The following is an 18,109-nucleotide window of genomic DNA, read 5'->3' as shown; positions in this document are numbered from 1 at the left end:
CCGTCGGTCCGGCTCACCTTCCCCGCCCCCGAGGTCGCCGATCGTGGCCTCTCGCGTCGCGGAGCACGGCCCCGCACACCTCGCGCGTCGCCGAGCGCGGCGTTGCGCATGCGTTCGACACCGAGTCGGTGCGTCAGTCCGTGCTCGGCACGGGCGCGCGGGCGGGTCCCGCGCCCACTGACCGGGGTCCGGAGGATCTGGGCACTCTGTGAGCACGATTCGGTCACGTTCGTGCTCACATGATCGCTAACCGATCAAGATCGCGTACGGTGGTCGCGACGAGGCGATGGAGCGTCGCTGCTGAGGGAACGGAGAGCTGGTCGTGCACGCATTCGAACGTCGGCAGGCGATCGTCGAGCAGGTGCGAAGCCGTGGGCTCGCTTCCTGCGTGAGCTCGCGTCGGCCGTCGACGCGTCCGAGGTCACGATCCGGCGGGATGTGCGGATCCTGGAGCAGGAGGGCGTGATCGATCGCCGGCGGGGTGGAGCGGCCTGGCCCGGTGGTCTCACGCACGAGCAGACGTACCAGCAGAAGAGTCAGGTGGCTGCAGCTGAGAAGGCGGCGATCGCGGCGGTCGCGGCGGACCTGGTGTCCGAGGGAGACGCCGTCGTGCTGGGGGCCGGCACCACGACGCGCGAGCTTGCACGCCTGCTGGCGAAGTTCCAGGACCTCACGGTCGTGACGAACTCGGTGCTCGTGGCGGAGGAGCTGGCTCGCTCGTCGGTCGAGGTCGTGATGACGGGCGGCACGCTGCGCGGTTCGACGTTCGCGCTGGTGGGCAGCGCCGCGGAGTCCTCGTTGCAGGGCATCCGGGTCCGCCGCGCGTTCCTGTCGGGCAACGGCTTCACGGTCTCGCGCGGGCTCTCGACGCCGAACGCCCAGTCCGCGAGCATCGACCGCGCGATCGTGGGCGCCGCCCAGGAGGTCGTCGTGCTCGCCGACCACACCAAGCTCGGGGTCGACACGATGATGCAGACCGTCCCGGTCGAGGCGATCACGCACCTCGTGACGGACGAGCACGCCGACCCGGACCTGCTGGCACAGCTCCGTCCGCTGGGCGTCTCCGTGCACGTCGCACCCGTCGACGCGTCGGCGTAGCTGCCAGAGCGATCACGGTTTGGTCACGAACCTGACGCGTTGACGATCGATCCTTGCCACCTTCTGATCGTTTGGTGTTCAATATGGAGGTCGCATCACCCAACTTGCGCGAAGTCGCGCGAACCATCGAGATCAAAGGAGACATGATGGCTCTCACCTCCAAGCGGCGGACCGCGTCCGTCGTCGTGGTCGCCGGCACGGCGCTCGCCCTCGCGCTCACGGGTTGCTCCAAGAGCGCGGATGACAGCGGCGGGAGCTCGCCCACCGGCGGGGCCGCCGGCAACAGTGCCGCCGCCCAGCAGGTCCAGTCGACCGGTTCTTCCGGCGACAGCTGCACGTACACCACCTACGGCGCGGACAAGATCGACCTCAAGAACGTCACGGTCGGCTTCTCGCAGTCGGAGTCCACGAGCAACCCGTTCCGCGCGACCGAGACCCAGTCGATCACCGACGAGGCCAAGGCGCAGGGGATCAAGCTGATCCAGCGCAACGCGAACGCGAACGTCCAGCAGCAAAACACGGACATCCAGGACATGATCGCCCAGGGTGCCAAGGTCCTCATCGTCGCCCCGGAGAACTCGGACGGCCTCGCGCCGGCGTTCGCCCAGGCGAAGGCCAAGAAGATTCCGATCCTCACCATCGACCGCACGGTCAACGGCTCGGCCTGCAGCGACTTCATCGGCTTCATCGGCTCTGACTTTGCCGGCCAGGCGAAGATCGCCGCGCAGGACATGGCCAAGGCCCTGCCCGACGGCGGGAACATCGCGATCCTCCAGGGCACCTCCGGCAACAACGTCGCCGAGGCGCGCACGGACGGCTTCACGAAGGAGATCGCGGCGTCGTCGCCGAACCTCAAGGTCGTCGCCTCGCAGACCGCGAACTTCGACCAGGCGACCGGCCAGAAGGTCATGGAGCAGATCCTCCAGTCCAACCCGGACATCAAGGGCGTCTACGCCGAGAACGACACCATGGCCCTCGGCGCCATCCAGGCGATCAAGGCCGCGGGCAAGACCCCCGGCAAGGACATCCAGGTGATCGGCATCGACGGCACCGAGGACGCCGTCAAGGACGTCGCCGCCGGTGTCATGTTCTCCGACGTCGAGACCAACCCGCGGTTCGGCCCGCTGGCCTTCCAGGCGCTCACCGACTTCTACTCGGACAAGGGCACGCCGACGAACATCATCATCGCCGACCACCACTTCACGAAGGACAACGCCCAGGAAGCGCTCGACAACGGCGACGTCTACTGACGGACGCGCCGACGAGGGTGCGGCCGGCCGCACGGGTTCCCGGGACCACGGGACCCGTGCGGCCGGCCCGCAGAGACAGGCACCCTCTTCCGTGTACGACGACGTACCCGCGATGCTGAGAAAGGCCTCACCGATGGTCCAACCACAGGGCGCACAGCCGGTGGCCGCAGAGCCGACCGCCGCGCCGCCAGGCGGCACGGCCGCCCCAGCTCCCGTGCTCGAGGTCACGGGGCTGCACAAGTCGTTCACGGGCGTGCACGCCCTGCGCGGCGTCGACTTCGCGGTGCGCCCGGGGAGGTGCACGCGCTCATCGGCGAGAACGGCGCCGGGAAGTCGACCCTGATCAAGGTGATGACCGGGGTCTACGAGCCCGACGAGGGCGAGGTCCGGCTCCGCGGCGAGGAGGTCGCGTTCGCGAGCCCGCTCGCCGCGCAGGAGGCGGGGATCTCCACGATCTACCAGGAGGTCAACCTCGTCCCGATGATGAGCGTCGCGCGGAACCTGTTCCTCGGGCGCGAGCCGCGCAGGTACGGGCTCATCGACTCGACGCGCATGAAGCGCGAGGCCCGCGACATCCTGCGCGACTACGGCGTGCACGTGAACCCGGCGCGCCCGCTGCGCTCGCTCGGGCTCGGCGCGCAGCAGATGGTTGCGATCGCGCGGGCCGTGCAGATCGACGCGCGCGTCGTGATCATGGACGAACCCACGTCGTCGCTCGAGGCGCGCGAGGTCGAGACGCTGTTCGGCGTCATCCGCCGCCTGCGCGACCAGGGCATCGCGATCGTCTACGTGAGCCACCGGCTCGACGAGCTGTACCAGGTCTGCGACCGCGTCACGGTGATGCGGGACGGCGCCGTTGTCCGTGTCGACGACATGTCCGCCGTGGACCGCATCACCCTGGTCTCGCTCATGCTCGGCCGCGAGATCGGCGACGTGCGCACGCACGGCGCGACCGGCTTCGCGGACGCCGAGCACCAGGTCAAGGGCGCGCCCGTCGTGGCCGCGCGGAACCTGCAGCGGCGTCACCAGCTTGACGGGGTGTCCGTCGAGATCCGGCCCGGCGAGGTCGTGGGCCTCGGGGGTCTGCTCGGCTCGGGTCGCAGCGAGACCGCGAAGGCCATCATGGGTGCCCTCCCGCTCGACGGCGGGTCCGTCGAGGTCGGCGGGACCACCACCCGGCGCACGGTCGCCGCCTCGATCCGGGCCGGCGTCGTCATGCTCCCCGAGGACCGCAAGGCCGAGGGGATCGTGCCGAGCCTGTCGGTGCGGGAGAACATCGTGCTCGCGGCGCTCCCGCGGATCACGCGCGCCGGCCTGGTCGACCGGGCCAAGCAGGACGAGATCGTCGACTACTTCATGAAGCGACTGCGCATCAAGGCGTCGAGCCCGGACCAGCGGGTGTCGGAGCTCTCGGGCGGGAACCAGCAGAAGGTCCTGCTGGCCCGATGCCTGTGCCTCGACCCGAAGGCGCTGCTCCTCGACGAGCCGACGCGCGGCATCGACGTCGGCGCCAAGGCCGAGGTCCAGGGCGTCATCAACGAGCTCGCCGAGCAGGGCCTCGGCGTGCTCCTCATCTCGTCCGAGCTGGACGAGCTCATCGAGGGCTCCGACCGCGTCGTCGTGCTCAAGGACGGCCGCGTGGTCGGCGAGCTCACGGGCGACGACGTCAGCCAGGACACGCTCATGACGACCCTGGCCGAGGCCCCGCCCGAGCCGGACCTCGGTGCGCCGGGCGCACCTGAGCCGGACACCACCGAGGAGGAGAGGCATGACTGACGTCGCCGTCCGGCCGACGCCGGCCGTGCTCGACCGCAACCGGGTGGTCACCTGGTTGCAGGACTACGGCGTGTACGCCGCGATCGCCGTGCTGATCGCGATCAACACCGCGATCAAGCCGTCGTTCTTCTCGATGGACAACTTCCGGGTCCAGGCCTTCCAGGTGGTCCCGGTCCTGATCGTGGCGCTCGGCATGGCGCTCGTCATCACGACCGAGGGCATCGACCTCTCGGTGGGTGCCGTGATCGCGCTGTCGTCGGCCGTGATCCCGCTGTACCTGGGGTACGGGCCGTGGCTGTCGATCGTCATCGCGCTGGTCGCCGGGTGCGTCTCGGGACTGCTCGCGGGCCTCATGGTCGCGGTCGCGAACGTCCAGCCGATCATCGCGACCCTCGCACTCATGATCGGTGTCCGCGGGTTCGCGGTCATCCTGAACGGCGCGAGCGCGAAGTCCGTGACCGACGAGACGATCGGCGCGCTCGGCCTCGACAGCTGGTTCGGGATCCCCCAGGAGGTGTGGATCGCCGTCGTCATCGTGCTCGTCGTGGCCTTCGTGGTGCGCCGCACCGCGTTCGGCCGGCGGCTCACGGCGATCGGCGACAACCGGGCAGCGAGCGCTCTCGCCGGGCTTCCCGTCAAGCGCGTCCTCGTGGCCGTCTACATCATCTCGGGCCTGCTCGCGGCGATCGCGGGCGTCTTCCTCGTGGGGCACGGCGGCTACGCGGACCCGTCCAACTACGGCCTGAACTACGAGCTCAGCGCCATCACGGCCGTCGTCGTGGGCGGCACGCCGCTCACGGGCGGACGGATCAAGGTGCTCGGCACCGTCGCGGGCGCCGTCTTCATGCAGCTCGTGGCCGCGACCCTGATCCAGAACAACGTGAAGAACTCCTACAGCCAGATGGTCGAGGCCGTCATCATCATCGGGGCCGTGTACGCGGCGCGGGGACGGAGCGGACGATGAGCACACTCAGCCCGACCAGCGCGGCGGGCCCGGACCCCGCGGTCAACGTCGACGTCACCGGCGAGACCCGGCTCGAGCGGATCACCGGGATCGCGCAGCAGCAGGGCGGCCTCGTCTCCCTGGTGATCGTGTTCGTGGCGGCGTGCGCGTTCTCCGACGGGTTCGCCGACTGGGGGAACTTCCAGTCGATCCTCGTCGGCAACGCGTACACCTCGCTCCTGGCGCTCGGGATGACGTTCGTCATCCTCACCGGCGGGATCGACCTGTCGGTCGGCTCGATGTTCGCGCTGGGCGGCGTGCTCGCGGCCTGGGGCGCGGGGCACGGCGGCGTCCTCGTCGCGATCCTCCTGCCGCTCGTCGTGGCGGCCTTGTTCGGGCTGCTGCAGGGCACGCTCATCGCCAAGGCCCGGCTCGCGCCGTTCATCGTGACGCTCGCGGGCATGCTGTTCGCCCGCGGGCTCCTGCAGGCGATCTCGGCCGAGGGCACCGACACGTACCTGGTCCCCAAGGGCTCGGCGTTCCTGTGGCTCGGGGACGGCACGTGGCGCCCGATCCTCACCGCGGTGATCCTGTTCGTCCTCGGTGGGATCCTGCTCATGCGGACCCGGTTCGGCCAGGCGCTGTTCGCGATCGGCGGCAGCGAGAACGCGGCGCTCCTCATGGGCCTGCCCGTGGCGCGTACCAAGGTGCTCGTCTACGTGCTGTCCGCGACGATCGCGGGTGCGGCCGGGATGCTCAATGCGTCGCGTCTGCAGTCCGGCGTCACGAACATCGGCGTCGGGTACGAGCTGACGGCGATCGCGGCCGTGATCATCGGCGGGACGCTGCTCACCGGCGGCGCGGGGTCCATCCTCGGCACCGCCGCGGGCGTGCTGCTCCTCGCCGTGATCCAGAACCTCATCGGGGTGCACCTGTCGCAGTACGGCTCGTCCGCGTCCGACCTCGCCAACGGCCTGTTCCTCGCGGTCGTCGTGCTGATCCAGACGACGCTCACCCGCGTGAGGCGTCTTCCCTGACCGCGGCTCGGCCGGCGGGTGCCTCGGCGCCCGCCGGCCGAGCAGGGGCATCAGCCCTGCTCGTCCCACCAATCTGACAACGCTGTCGTGGAGGTTGACGATGATCACGCACCACTCCCGTGACCCACGGCCTCGTGCGCGCTGGCGCCGCGCCGTCGCAACCGCCGGCGTGCTCGCGCTCGTGGCCGGTCTCTCGCTCGTCGGAGCGGCGGGCGCGAACGCCCACGCCCGGCCGGGCACACCGCCCGACGGCGCACCGCACGGCGGCGCGTCCGCCCCGGCCTCCGCCTACCCGTCCGTCGGGGCGGGCACGCACGTGCTCGACGACGCGTCGTACCTCCAGGGCTTCGACGAGCCGGAGTGGTACGAGGCGAACATCCCGTTCGTCGACCTGCCGGACCAGACGATCCAGGACGTCTACTACTACCGCTGGCAGGTCGCCAAGGAGCACCTGCGCTACACGGACCCGGAGAACGGCTGGATCTCGACCGAGTTCCTCGACTGCTGCGGCTACGCGGCCCCGTACCAGGCGATCAACGCGGCGGCGGGGCACCAGCTCACCGAGAACCGGTGGCTGCGCGACACGAGCTACGCGGACGACTACCTCCGGTTCTGGCTCACCGGGCCGGGCGCGGGCGCGAAGCCCGCGACCGACGACGTCAACAAGGACACGACGGACTGGGCACACGAGTACAGCGTCTGGCTCGCGACCGCCGCCTACGAGCAGGCGCAGGTGACCGGCGACGTCGACGGGCTGAGGACCTGCTGCCCGCGCTCGTGAAGCAGTACCGCGGCTGGGACGGCCAGTACGACAAGACGCTCGGCCTCTACTGGTCGGTGCCCGTCTGGGACGCGATGGAGTACTCGGCGTCGTCGTACGAGTCGTCCGACCCGTACCACGGCGGCGCCGGCTACCGGCCGACCCTCAACTCGTACCAGTACGGCGACGCCCGCGCCATCAGCGCGATCGCGGGCTTGCTCGGCGACCGGGCGACGGCGCGCGAGTACGCCCAGCGCGCGTCGTCGATCCAGGCGTCGATGCAGAAGTGGCTGTGGGACCCGAGCCGGCACTTCTACTACGCCATGCCGCGCGACGACAACCCCGACCACCACCTCTCGAGCACGCGCGAGGAGATCGGCTACGTTCCCTGGATGTTCGGCGCGGCCGAGCCGCAGGACGCCACGGCGTGGGCCCAGCTCCTCGACCCGCAGGGCTTCGCGAGCGCGTTCGGACCCACGACCGCCGAGCGCCGCAGCCCGCTGTTCATGAAGGACGCCGGGAGCTGCTGTCGCTGGGACGGCCCGAGCTGGCCGTTCTCGACCTCGCAGACCCTCACCGGCCTCGCGAACCTGCTCGACGACTACCCGGCGCAGAGGACGATCACGAAGGACGACTACGCCGCGTCTCTGCTGACCTACGCGAAGACCCAGACGAAGAACGGGAAGCCGTACGTCGCCGAGGCGCACGACCCCGACGCGGACCGCTGGATCTACGACGGCACGAACCACAGCGAGGACTACAACCACTCGACGTTCGACGACCTCGTGCTCTCGGGCCTCCTCGGCCTGCGCCCGCAAGCCGGCGACACCCTGAAGATCCAGCCGCTCGTGCCCGCGTCGTGGGACCACTTCGCGGCCGAGAACGTCCCGTACCACGGCCACAACGTGACCCTGCTGTGGGACCGCGACGGCTCGCACTACCACCAGGGCGCGGGCCTGCGGGTGTACGTCGACGGGCGCCTCGCCGAGTCCTCGCGGACGCTGCGCGACCTCACGCTGCGCGTCGGGCGGACGGTCGCGACGTCGTCGGGCACCCACCTCGTGAACGACGCGGCCAACCCGCTGCGGACGGGCTATCCGCAGCCGATCGCGTCGTACACGTGGCGGTACGACGACGCCTGGAACGCGCTGGACGGCAAGATCTTCTACGCGAACCTCCCCGAGGACACCCGCTGGACGAACTACTCGTCGCCGAACGCGCAGGACTGGTACGGCGTCGACTTCGGGGCGCCGACCGTCGTGAGCGACGTGCGCTGGTACGGCTACGACGACGGCGGGGAGTCAGGCCCGCGGCGGACTACCGGCTGCAGTACTGGGACGGGTCCGCCTGGCAGGATGTGCCCCGGCAGGCGAGGTCGACGAAGGCCCCGGTCGGCAACGACCTCAACCGGATCACGTTCCCGGCCTTGACGACGTCGAAGATCCGTCTGCTCTTCACCAACCCGAGCGGCGCGTTCGTCGGGGTGAGCGAGCTGCAGTCGTGGTCGGCGTCCTCGACGGACGCGGCCGTGACCGTCGGCGGCGCCGGCGCGAGCGGCTCCGTCGTCGTCAGCGACGCGACGACCGTCTCCGTGACGGTGCGCGCCACGGGGAAGCGGAGCCTCACGTCTCCGCGTGTCGCGCTCGCGGTGCCCGACGGGTGGACGGCGAGGCCGACCGGCTCGCGGCCGGGCGTCGTGCACGCGGGCCGCGACGCGACCTGGCGGTTCACGGTGGCCGCGCCGGCGGACGCCGCACCCGGCTCGGCGGCGACGCTCACCGCCACCGCCACCTACCGCGCCGGACCCGCCGCCGAGTCGACGCACCGGCGGCAGGCGCTGCGCGTCGCGTTCCCGCCCGGCCACCAGAACCCGGTCGGGGCGTGGTCGCTGGACGAGGGCTCGGGGACCGTCGCGCACGACGTCGCCGGCGGCCACGACGCCACGCTCACCGGGGGCGCCACGTGGACGGCCGGCAGAGACGCGGCCGCGTGCACCGCGCTCCAGCTCTCGGGGAGCGGGCAGGCCGCGCAGACGAACGTGCCCGTGCTCGACACCGCCGGCAGCTTCACGGCCAGCGCCTGGGTCCGGCTGGACCGCCTGGGCTCGTGGGCGACGGCCGTGAGCCAGGACGGCGACGTCTCCAGCGGCTTCTACCTGCAGTACTCGCAGGCCGACAACCGCTTCGCGTTCTCGACGAGCGAGGGCAGGGCGCTCGCCGACGCGGTTCCGGAGACGGGCCGCTGGTACCACCTGGTGGGCGTTCACGACGCGGACCAGGGCACGTACACGCTGTACGTCGACGGGGTCAGGCAGGCCAAGGTCTGGGCGCAGGCGGCGGGCGACGCCGCCGCGGGCCGGTTCGCGATCGGCCGTGGCTTCTCGGGCGGCGGTCCGAGCGACTTCTGGCCGGGTGCGGTGGACCAGGTGAGCGTGTGGGGCCGCGCGCTCACGAGCAGCGAGGTCGCGGCGCTCGCGTGACCGGAGCGGGCAGTTCGCTCAGAAGGCGACATGTTCTGTGTTGGGAACTGTCGTTGATTGCTCGTAACTGTTGCCTTTTCTGGTCACCGTTGTCAGACTGTGTCTCGTTGGTGAGCGAAACCTGATCGAGCGGGGCGCCCACCGGCTCAGACGCACCTCGCCGAGTTCCGGCTCAACGATGAGAAGAGGTAGGCAGATGTTCGACCCACCCCCACCCGGGCCACGAGCCACGGGACCCGGCTGCTGCGGTCCGCAGCGATCGGCGTCCTCGCGCTCGCCACGGCGGTCACGGTCGTCCCGACGGCGACCGCCGGGACCCACACGGGTGTCGCCGACGCCCTGGCGTCCGCCGCGACGCCGAAGGTGGACCAGACCGGTCGCAGCGGGCTCCGCGCGGACTACTACACGATCACCAACACGAGCACGTTCGCGCTCGACCCGGCGAACCTCAAGGCGTCGGTCCTCGACCCGGACGTCGACGTCAACGACATGATCCCGGTCTACAAGGCGATGACCGGCGCGACGGAGAACGTCGGCGTGCGCTGGTCGGGCTTCGTCACCGCGGCCAAGACCGGCGACTACACGTTCTCGGCCATCGGCGACAACGGCTTCCGGCTGTGGGTCGGCGGCAGCGACGCGTCCGACCTGCTCATCGACTTCTGGGTCAACCAGTGGGACACGGAGCAGACCGCGACCCACACCGTGCACCTCGAGGCCGGCCAGCCGGTGCCGTTCACGTTCGAGCAGTTCCAGGCCACGGGCGGCGCCAACGTCCACCTGAGCTGGGCCTCGGCTGACGCCGGCGTCGCCAAGGAGGCCGTGCCGGCCTCCGCGTTCACCCCGCCGTCGGACTTCACGCCGTACGACGTCGACGCGGCGATCCCGTCGCAGGGCGACAGCGTCGTCCTGACGTTCCCCGGCGCCGTGGCGAACGTCGACGACCTCGCGAAGCACCTGCGCGTGCCCGTGGACGGCACGGACTACCCGATCACCTCGGTGACGGCGAGCGGCGACCGGGTCACGATCGCGCTCGGCGCCTCGGTGCTCGGCAACGCCTACGGCCGCGTCGTCTACGACGGCGAGGGCTCGCTCACGGCGGGAGGGGACAAGGTCTCCGGCTTCAACGCCGCGATCGACAACGCCTCGACCTACCAGCTCACCACCCAGTGGGCCAAGGACGTCGACCCGAACAACCCGCTGCCCGAGTACCCGCGCCCGCAGCTCACGCGCGACGACTGGCAGAACCTCAACGGCAAGTGGGACTTCGAGCCCCTCGCCGCCGCGGACACCGCGCCGCCCACCGCGTGGGACGACGCGCAGACCGCCGTCGTCCCGTACCCCATCGAGTCCCAGCTCTCGGGCATCCAGAAGCACTACGACCACTTCGCGTACCACCGCACGTTCACGGTGCCGTCGTCGTGGAAGATCGGCGACGAGGCCGGTCAACAGCGCCTCGAGCTCAACTTCGGCGCCGTCGACTACCAGGCCACCGTCTACGTCAACGGCAAGGTCGTCGCCGACCACACGGGCGGCTACGACGCGTTCACGGCCGACATCACCGACGCGGTGCAGCAGGGGACGAACGACATCGTCGTGCGCGTCACGGACACCACCGGCGCCCAGCCCACGGGCAAGCAGTCGGCGAACCCGTCCGGGATCTTCTACACGCCGTCGTCGGGCATCTGGCAGACGGTGTGGCTCGAGCCGGTGCAGCAGGCGCACGTGGACTCGCTCAAGCTCACCCCGCAGCTCTCCGCGTCCGACGACGGCACGGGAGACTCCGTGCAGGTCACCGCGAACGCGGCGGGCGCCTCGAAGGACGCGTCGGTCGTCGTGACGGCGTTCGACGAGAAGGGCAAGAAGGTCGGCGCCACCTCGGGCGGCGCGAACGAGCAGCTCGACCTGCCCATCGCCGGCTCGCACCGCTGGACGCCCGACGACCCGTACCTGTACACGCTGAAGGTCCAGCTCCAGGACGGGACGAGCAAGGACACCGTCGGCAGCTACGTCGGGGTCCGGTCGATCGGCATCAAGAGCATCGACGGCACCAACCGGATCGTGCTCAACGGCAAGCAGACCTTCCTGCTGTCGACCCTGGACCAGGGCTTCTGGCCCGACGGCGTGTACACCGCGCCGACGGACGAGGCGCTCGCGTGGGACATCCAGACCACCAAGGACCTGGGCTTCAACACGATCCGCAAGCACATCAAGGTCGAGCCGCAGCGCTGGTACTACGACGCCGACAAGATCGGGATGATGGTCTGGCAGGACATGCCGTCCGGGTCGAACAGCAACACGGCCCAGCAGGACGAGTGGAAGTCCGAGCTCAAGCGCATGATCGACCAGCACATCTCGACGACGTCGATCATCGGGTGGATCCCCTTCAACGAGGGCTGGGGCCAGTGGGGCATCCCGCAGGCCGCGGACGTCGCGAAGTCGATCAAGGCGCAGGACCCCTCGCGCCTCGTCAACACCCGCAGCGGCCAGAACTGCTGCAACATGCCCGGCGACACCAACTCGGGCGACATCATCGACTACCACGACTACACGGGCCCCGGTGACCCCGAGCCCGACGCCACGCGCGCCGCGATCGACGGCGAGCACGGCGGCTTCTCGCTCGCGACCCTCGGCCACATGTGGGCCGGTGGCTCGATCAACCCCTACGGCGAGGTGACCGACTCCAAGAGCCTCACCGACGCCTACGTGGAGAACACGGCGAAGCTCGTCGGGTTCGCGCGCGACCACCTGTCCGGCTCGGTCTACACGCAGCTCACCGATGTCGAGGGCGAGCTCAACGGCTTCTTCACCTACGACCGCCGCGTCTCGAAGATGGACCAGGCTCGTGTGAGGGCCGTCAACGAGGAGGTCATCGCCGCGGGTGCGGGCGAGCCGGCGGCCACCGGACGACCGGGCATCGACGGGGTCGGCTCGTGGAACTTCGACGCGGCGTCGGGTACGACGGCGCCCGACCTGAGCGGGCAGGCGAGCCCGGCGAAGCTCGCCGGTGGCGCGTCGCTCACCGACGGCAAGTACGGCCAGGCGGTCTCGCTGGACGGGAAGACCGGCCAGGCGACGGCGTCCGTGCCGAAGCTCGACACGACGCAGAGCTACTCGGTCTCGGCATGGGTCCGTATGGACGCCCTCCCGACCGCGTACTCGACGGCGGTCGCGGCGGACAGCGTCCAGGCGACGGGCTCGAGCCCGTTCTTCCTGCAGTACAGCGGGTCGAACAACCCGAGCCAGGGTTTCGCGTTCAGCTTCCCGAACGGGCCGCGAGCCATCGCCTCGGATGTCAAGGTCCAGGTGGGGCAGTGGTACCACCTGGTCGGCGTCCGTGACGCCGACGCCGGCACCATCGCGCTGTACGTGAACGGCACCCTCCAGAGCACCCAGAAGACGACCGAGACGCACGCCACGAACGGCACCGTCTCGATCGGCCGAGGCGAGTGGCAGGGCAACGGCGTCGACTTCCTCCAGGGGGCCGTCGACGACGCGCGGGTGTTCGACCGCGCGCTCACCGCGGACGACGTCGCCCAGCTCGTCACGGCTGCGCCGTCGTCCGGGCCCGAGCTGGCCTTCGTGACCCCGAAGGACGGGGAGACGGTGTCGGGGACGGTGCCGGTCACCGTCTCGCTCGCGGGGACCGACCTCCAGGCGTACAACCTCCGGGTGGACTCGGCGGGTCTGTCGTACGCGTGGAAGCCCACCGCCGGCGACCAGAGCTTCTCCTGGGACTCGACGACGGTCGCCAACGGTGCGCACACGCTGCTCGCGACGGCGACGGACGCCGCCGGGCACAAGTCGACGGTCACGGTGAAGGTGACGGTGCACAACGCGCCGACGGTTCCGGCATGGGACGCGAAGGCCGTCTACGACACCGGTGACCAGGTGTCCTACGGCGGTTCGGTCTGGGTCGCCTCGTGGTGGACCCAGAACCAGAAGCCCGGCGACGTGAACGGCCCGTGGCAGGAGATCGCGACGGCCGCGAACGGCACCGCGCTGTGGACGCCCTCGCGGATCTTCAGCTCGGGTGACGAGGCGGTCTACCAGGGTGCGACCTACGTCGCGCAGTGGTGGACCCGGAACCAGAAGCCCGGGGACCCGAACGGTCCCTGGAAGAAGCTCGGCTGACGGTTCGCCTGTCGACCAGGACCGCCGCCCGCCCGGGAGACCGGGCGGGCGGCGGGTCTCGTCACACCGTCACGACGACCTTGCCCACGTGCTCGCCGGACGCGAGGCGCGCGAACCCGTCGGCGACGCGCGCGAGCGGGTAGGTCGAGTCGATCGTCGGCCGGACGCCGGTCCGTGTGACGAACGCGAGCAGCGACTCCAGGTCCGCCCGCGACCCCATGGTGACGCCCTGGACGCGCAGCTCGGTGAAGAAGATCCGGCTCAGCTCGACGGCGTCCGGGTCGCCCGTGGTCGCACCCGCCGTGACGAGGGTCCCGCCCGGGCGGAGCGACCGGACCGAGTGCGACCACGTCGCCTTCCCGACCGTCTCGACCACCGCGTCGACCCGCCCGGGCAGCCGTTCGCCCGACTCGAACGCGGCCGCCGCCCCGAGGCGCAGCGCCTCCGCGCGCTTCGCCTCCGAGCGCGACGTCGCCCACACCTCGAGCCCCGCGGCCGCGCCCAGCGTGATCGCCGCCGTCGCAACGCCCCCGCCCGCCCCCTGGACGAGCACCCGGTCGCCCGGCCGCACCCGCGCCGCCCGGAACAGCATCGAGTAGGCGGTGAGCCACGCCGTCGGGAGGCACGCGGCCTCCTCCGGCGAGAGCCCCTGGGGAAGGGGCACGAGGTTCGCGGTCGGCACGGCGACCCGCTCGGCCAGGGTCCCCGCGAACCGTTCCGAGAGCAGCGTGCGCCGGTCGCCGGCCTCGGGCCCGGTCGCCTGCCCGTCGCCCCACACGACCCCGTGCACGACGACGTCCCGTCCGTCCGGTGTCCGCCCCACCGCGTCCGTGCCGAGGACCATCGGGAGCTGGTCCTCGCGGAGGCCGACGCCGCGCAGCGACCACAGGTCGTGCTGGTTGAGGCTCGCGGCGCGCACGTCGAGGGTCGTCCAGAACGGCGCGGCGTCGGCCGGGGGCGCGGGCTCGGGCCGGTCACCGACCTCGAGCGCGGCGAGCGGGTCGTCGGGGGAGAAGCGTGCGACGTAGGCGGCGAGCATGTCCCCACGCTACGTGCGCGGTCGGGCGGGTACCGGGTGACGCCGCGGGCGACTGCGCCCGCGGTCAGGCGCGGCGAGGGCGGCGCAGGCGCGGCCCGAGGAGGCCGATCGGCACGACGATCGCCAGCGCCAGCACGCTGAGCGCCGCGCACACGAGGAACACGTGCCGGTACCCGCCGAGGACGCCTGCGAGCGCGACGATCCCACCGGCCGCCACGGCGCCGACGCGTCGGACGTTCGAGAACAGCCCCGACGCCAGGCCGGGCGCCGGGATGATCTCCTGGAAGAACGTCAGGCCGATGCCGGCGACGATCGCGAAGAACGCCGCGTTGAGGACCTGGGACGCGACCAGCTCGACCGGCCCGTGGGCGAGCGCCAGCGCGAGGTAGTAGCCGGCGCCCAGCACGCAGGACGCCGTGATGAGCGTGAGGTTCGAGTACCGGGCGGTGAGCCTGCCCGCGAGCACCGGGATCACGAGCGAGCTCACGAACCCGCTCGCGTTGTAGAGCGCGAGCGCGAGGCCGATCTGCCCGTCGCTCGCACCGAACCGGTCGGCGAGGATCAGGGCGATGGCCGGGTTGAAGAAGGCGAACTGGAGCCCCCAGGCGAGGGCGGCGGCGGGCGCGACCGGGAGGCCGAAGGCGCGGGGAGGGTGTCGCCTCGGGAGCGGCCGGCGTCGTGACAGCCGGCTGCGCGCCGGCGCCGTCCACGGTCAGGAGACCCGGTCGGGCGTGCCGAGGAACTCGGCCACGATCGGGCCGAGCTGGTCGAAGTCGATGAGGAAGCCGTCGTGCCCGTGGTCCGAGTGCATGAGGTGCAGGGGCTCGGCGTCGGGGATGCCGCGCTGGATGCGTGCCGACTCGGCGGGCAGGAACAGCCGGTCGGAGTCGACCGCGACGACGAGCGCGCGCGCGGTGATCTGCCCGAGCGCCGTCTCGACGCCGCCCCGGTCGCGCCCGAGGTCGTGCGTGAGCATCGACTCGGTGAGCCGGACGTAGGTGCCGGCGTCGAACCGGCGGGCGAGCTTGTCGCCGTGGTGGTCGAGGTAGGACTGCACGGCGTACCGGCCCCCGTGCAGCGGGTCCTCGCCGCCCTGCGGCACGCGGCCGAAGCGCTCGTTGAGCTCGAGCGCGCTGCGGTAGGTCGTGTGCGCGATGGACCGGGCGATCGACAGGCCGACGTGAGGCCCGTCGCCGTCCTCGGCGTCGTAGTAGTCGCCGCCACGGAACCTCGGGTCGGCGCGGATCGCGAGGAGCTGGCTGTGGGCCCACGCGATCTGGTCGGCAGACGACTGTGCGGTCGAGGCGATGACCGTGACGGCGTCGACGCCGATCCCGGCCTCGGGACCCATGAGTGCCCACTCGAGGACGCGGAGCCCGCCCATCGACGCCCCCACGACGAGCGCCCACGACCCGATCCCGAGTTCGCGGGCCAGGTCGATCTCGGCCGTGACCTGGTCGCGCACGGTCACGACGGGGAAGCGGGAGCCCCACGGCTGGCCGTCGGGCGCGTTCGACGCCGGTCCCGTCGAGCCCTGGCAGCCGCCGAGCACGTTCGGCGCGACGACGAACCAGCGGTCCGTGTCGATCGGTCGCCCCGGACCGACCATCTCGGACCACCAGCCGGCGGTCGGGTGCCCGTCCCCGGCGTCGCCGGTCACGTGCGAGTCGGCCGTGAGCGCGTGGAGCACGAGGACCGCGTTGTCGCGGGCCTCGTTGAGCTCGCCCCACGTCTCGTACGCGAGCGTGACGGGCAGACGCCCGCCCCCTCCAGGTCCAGCGTCGCCAGGTCGGCGAACTGCCGCCGCCCGACCGGGTCGCCCACGCGCCACGCGCTCGTCACGGGGACCGCGTCGCGCGAGAGGCGCCGGGTCGCGGCCGAGCGTCCGCGCGCCGTCGGCGGGCGTGCGGAAACGAGGGGGACAGGTCGGGGAGGTCACTGGTGTCCAGCCTACGGACGGACAGTCGGAGGGGGTGCGGGCGTCCACGGATCGAACCCTCGGCCTCAGGCTTGCGCGTCCGAGGTCGCCGCGTTGGCACCGAGCGTCGCCTTGGCGGCCGTGAACCCGAGCTCGAGGTCGGCGAGGATGTCCTCGGCGTTCTCGATCCCGACGGCGAGGCGCACCAGGCCCGGCGTGACGCCGGACAGCGCCTGCTCCTCGGGGGTGAGCTGGCTGTGCGTCGTCGAGGCCGGGTGGATGACGAGCGAGCGCACGTCGCCGATGTTGGCGACGTTCGAATGGAGCTGGAGCGCCGAGACGAAGGCCTTCCCGGCGTCCGCGCCGCCGTCGAGCTCGAACGCGAGCACCGCGCCCGGACCCTTCGGCGCGTACTTCTGGGCGTTCGCGTGCCACGGGGACGACTCGAGGCCCGCGTAGTGCACGCGCACGACGTCGTCGCGGCCCTCGAGCCACGACGCCACCTTCTGCGCGTTCTCCACGTGGCGCTCGATGCGCAGCGAGAGGGTCTCGATGCCCTGCTCGATGAGGAACGCGTTGAACGGCGAGATCGCGGTGCCGAGGTCGCGCAGGAGCTGCACGCGCGCCTTGAGGATGAACGACAGGTTCACGCCGAAGATCCCGCCGACGCCGAGGTCGCGCGCGTAGACGAGCCCGTTGTACGACGGGTCGGGCGTGTTGTAGTTCGGGAAGCGCTCGGGGTGCTGGGCGTAGTCGAACGAGCCGCCGTCGACGATCACGCCGCCCACGGCCGTGCCGTGCCCGCCCAGGTATTTGGTCGCCGAGTGCACGACGACGTCCGCGCCCCACTCGAGCGGGCGGATCAGGTAGGGGTGGCGACGGTGTTGTCGACGATCAGGGGCACGCCGACCTCGTGCGCGACGCCCGCGACGCCCTCGATGTCGAGGACGTCCGTCTTGGGGTTGGGGATCGTCTCGCCGAAGAACAGCTTGGTGTTCGGGCGGACGGCGTCGCGCCACTGCTGCAGGTCGTGCGGGTCCTCCACGAACGTCGTCTCGATGCCGAGCTTCGCGAGCGTGTAGTGCAGGAGGTTGTACGTGCCGCCGTACAGGCTCGAGCTCGCGACGACGTGGTCGCCCGCCTCCGCGATGTTGAGGATCGCGAGGGTCTCGGCGGCCTGGCCCGACGCGACGAGGAGGGCGCCGACGCCGCCCTCGAGGTCGGCGACGCGGTTCTCGACGACCTCCTGGGTCGGGTTGTTGATGCGCGTGTAGATGGGCCCGAGCTCCTGCAGCGCGAAGCGTGCGGCGGCGGTCTCGGCGGACGGGAAGACGTACGACGTCGTCTGGAAGATCGGCAGGGCGCGGGCCCCGGTGGCGGGGTCGGGCTGCTGGCCGGCGTGGATCTGACGGGTCTCGAAGGACCACTGCGGCGTGGTCTCGGCGGCGTTCGACATGGCTGCTCCTGGCGGAAGGGGTGGACGGTGCGGCGGGGGAGGGGTGCGGCGATCCGTCGGGGCGAGGCCCGTGCGTCCGGAGCGTCCGAGGGGCGGGGACCTTCTCAGGTCCGGGTCGGCCCGGGGCGACGAACGGCTGCTGGAACGGATCACCGGTGCGGCCGGCGGGCGGCCTGCGCGGGTGCGTTCTCAGCGACACATTCGACGGGACATGGTGGCGAC

General features: G+C 71.3%; 10 protein-coding genes and 4 pseudogenes. 10 read left to right on the top strand and 4 right to left on the bottom strand.

Features of this window, described 5'->3' with window-relative positions; all coding sequences use genetic code 11:
- Positions 1-297 precede the first annotated feature (297 nt).
- The 10 genes and pseudogenes from QQK45_RS22870 to QQK45_RS03410 all read left to right on the top strand — a co-directional run.
- A pseudogene (locus tag QQK45_RS22870) lies at positions 298-444 on the top strand (hypothetical protein); the annotation flags it as partial.
- 96 nt (positions 445-540) lie between these two features.
- Entirely contained in the window at positions 541-1,098 is a 558-nt protein-coding gene (locus tag QQK45_RS03450; protein WP_284292069.1) for a DeoR/GlpR family DNA-binding transcription regulator, read from the top strand.
- A 146-nt stretch (positions 1,099-1,244) separates the two neighbouring features.
- On the top strand, positions 1,245-2,348 hold the full coding sequence (locus QQK45_RS03445; protein WP_284292068.1) for an ABC transporter substrate-binding protein: 1,104 nt from the start codon (positions 1,245-1,247) through the stop codon (positions 2,346-2,348).
- Positions 2,349-2,645: 297 nt separating this feature from the next.
- On the top strand, positions 2,646-4,124 hold the full coding sequence (locus QQK45_RS03440) for a sugar ABC transporter ATP-binding protein (RefSeq protein WP_284292067.1): 1,479 nt from the start codon (positions 2,646-2,648) through the stop codon (positions 4,122-4,124).
- On the top strand, positions 4,117-5,088 hold the full coding sequence (locus QQK45_RS03435; protein ID WP_284292066.1) for an ABC transporter permease: 972 nt from the start codon (positions 4,117-4,119) through the stop codon (positions 5,086-5,088). Before QQK45_RS03440 ends, QQK45_RS03435 begins: the two co-directional genes overlap by 8 nt.
- Positions 5,085-6,104, top strand: a complete 1,020-nt coding sequence (locus QQK45_RS03430; protein ID WP_284292065.1) for an ABC transporter permease — start codon at positions 5,085-5,087, stop codon at positions 6,102-6,104. Before QQK45_RS03435 ends, QQK45_RS03430 begins: the two co-directional genes overlap by 4 nt.
- 100 nt (positions 6,105-6,204) lie before the next feature.
- Positions 6,205-7,574: pseudogene (locus QQK45_RS22865) on the top strand (MGH1-like glycoside hydrolase domain-containing protein); the annotation flags it as partial.
- A 75-nt stretch (positions 7,575-7,649) separates the two neighbouring features.
- Positions 7,650-8,294, top strand: coding sequence for a glycosyl hydrolase family 65 domain-containing protein (locus QQK45_RS22860; protein WP_431310319.1), 645 nt, complete (start codon positions 7,650-7,652; stop codon positions 8,292-8,294).
- Positions 8,291-9,343: a LamG-like jellyroll fold domain-containing protein gene (locus tag QQK45_RS03415; protein WP_284292062.1), complete on the top strand. Its 1,053-nt coding sequence runs from the start codon at positions 8,291-8,293 to the stop codon at positions 9,341-9,343. The genes QQK45_RS22860 and QQK45_RS03415 overlap by 4 nt, the downstream gene beginning before the upstream one ends.
- 363 nt (positions 9,344-9,706) lie before the next feature.
- On the top strand, positions 9,707-13,474 hold the full coding sequence (locus QQK45_RS03410) for a LamG-like jellyroll fold domain-containing protein (protein WP_284292061.1): 3,768 nt from the start codon (positions 9,707-9,709) through the stop codon (positions 13,472-13,474).
- Positions 13,475-13,535: 61 nt separating this feature from the next.
- On the opposite strand, the gene QQK45_RS03405 is transcribed toward QQK45_RS03410, so the two are convergent.
- The 4 genes and pseudogenes from QQK45_RS03405 to QQK45_RS03390 all read right to left on the bottom strand — a co-directional run bounded on the left by QQK45_RS03405 (position 13,536) and on the right by QQK45_RS03390 (position 17,887).
- Positions 13,536-14,513 carry a zinc-binding dehydrogenase gene (locus QQK45_RS03405; RefSeq protein WP_284292060.1) on the bottom strand — a complete coding sequence of 326 codons (978 nt, stop codon included), beginning with the start codon at positions 14,511-14,513 and terminating at the stop codon, positions 13,536-13,538.
- Between the two features lie 64 nt (positions 14,514-14,577).
- Positions 14,578-15,198 carry an MFS transporter gene (locus QQK45_RS03400; protein ID WP_284294933.1) on the bottom strand — a complete coding sequence of 207 codons (621 nt, stop codon included), beginning with the start codon at positions 15,196-15,198 and terminating at the stop codon, positions 14,578-14,580.
- A 27-nt stretch (positions 15,199-15,225) separates the two neighbouring features.
- A pseudogene (metX, locus tag QQK45_RS03395) lies at positions 15,226-16,439 on the bottom strand (homoserine O-acetyltransferase MetX); the annotation flags it as partial.
- Positions 16,440-16,517: 78 nt separating this feature from the next.
- Positions 16,518-17,887 (bottom strand): annotated as a pseudogene (locus QQK45_RS03390) (bifunctional o-acetylhomoserine/o-acetylserine sulfhydrylase).
- Positions 17,888-18,109 lie beyond the last annotated feature (222 nt).

The organism is Luteimicrobium album (assembly GCF_030161555.1).
Classification (GTDB): domain Bacteria; phylum Actinomycetota; class Actinomycetes; order Actinomycetales; family Cellulomonadaceae; genus Luteimicrobium; species Luteimicrobium album.
The sequence above is the reverse complement of the archived record's forward strand: the minus strand, read 5'-3'. Positions and strand labels throughout refer to the sequence as shown.

Bases quoted from the DNA above. Each gene is read 5' to 3' on its own strand.
- QQK45_RS03405 (WP_284292060.1), bottom strand. From the start codon at position 14,513: ATGCTCGCCGCCTACGTCGCACGCTTCTCCCCCGACGACCCGCTCGCC.
- QQK45_RS03430 (WP_284292065.1), top strand. From the start codon at position 5,085: ATGAGCACACTCAGCCCGACCAGCGCGGCGGGCCCGGACCCCGCGGTC.
- QQK45_RS03435 (WP_284292066.1), top strand. From the start codon at position 4,117: ATGACTGACGTCGCCGTCCGGCCGACGCCGGCCGTGCTCGACCGCAAC.
- QQK45_RS03445 (WP_284292068.1), top strand. From the start codon at position 1,245: ATGGCTCTCACCTCCAAGCGGCGGACCGCGTCCGTCGTCGTGGTCGCC.